Source organism: Pseudoalteromonas sp. GW168-MNA-CIBAN-0100, assembly GCF_040309225.1.
GTDB classification, from domain to species: Bacteria; Pseudomonadota; Gammaproteobacteria; order Enterobacterales; family Alteromonadaceae; genus Pseudoalteromonas; species Pseudoalteromonas arctica.
Genome location: NZ_JBEOOL010000118.1, coordinates 1 through 469, shown reverse-complemented (window position 1 = coordinate 469; position 469 = coordinate 1). Strand labels below are relative to the sequence as shown.

Annotated in this window: 1 pseudogene; it reads left to right on the top strand. The window is 43.1% G+C overall.

From position 1 onward, the window contains the following. Window positions 1–413 (top strand): annotated as a pseudogene (locus tag AAEY62_RS20305) (NADP-specific glutamate dehydrogenase); the annotation flags it as partial. Between the last annotated feature and the right edge of the window lie 56 nt (window positions 414–469).

The following is a 469-nucleotide window of genomic DNA, read 5'->3' as shown; positions in this document are numbered from 1 at the left end:
GTTTTAAAGCCGATGCTGCGTTCCCGTGTGCCACTCAAAATGAGTTAACTCAAGGCGATGCAAAAGCGCTACTAAGCAATGGCTGTATTTTGGTGAGTGAAGGTGCAAACATGCCTTCGACCAAAGACGCGATTGACTGCTTTATTAAAGCCAAAATAGCTTACGGCCCAGGTAAAGCTGCTAATGCGGGCGGCGTTGCAACCAGCCAATTAGAAATGGCGCAAAATGCCAGTATGCAAAGCTGGACTTTTGAAGAAGTGGATGCAAAATTACAGCACATAATGAAAAACATTTTTAATATTGCTAACGAAACAGCGGCAGAATTTGGCCAACCTACTAACCTGTTACTTGGCGCTAATATTGCTGGTTTTCGCCGTGTTGCCGATGCAATGATAGAGCAAGGCGTAGTTTAACTAAAATAGTTTAAAGCAATTGCAGCTTATTGCTGTGAGAGCCTGTACTTAAAAAC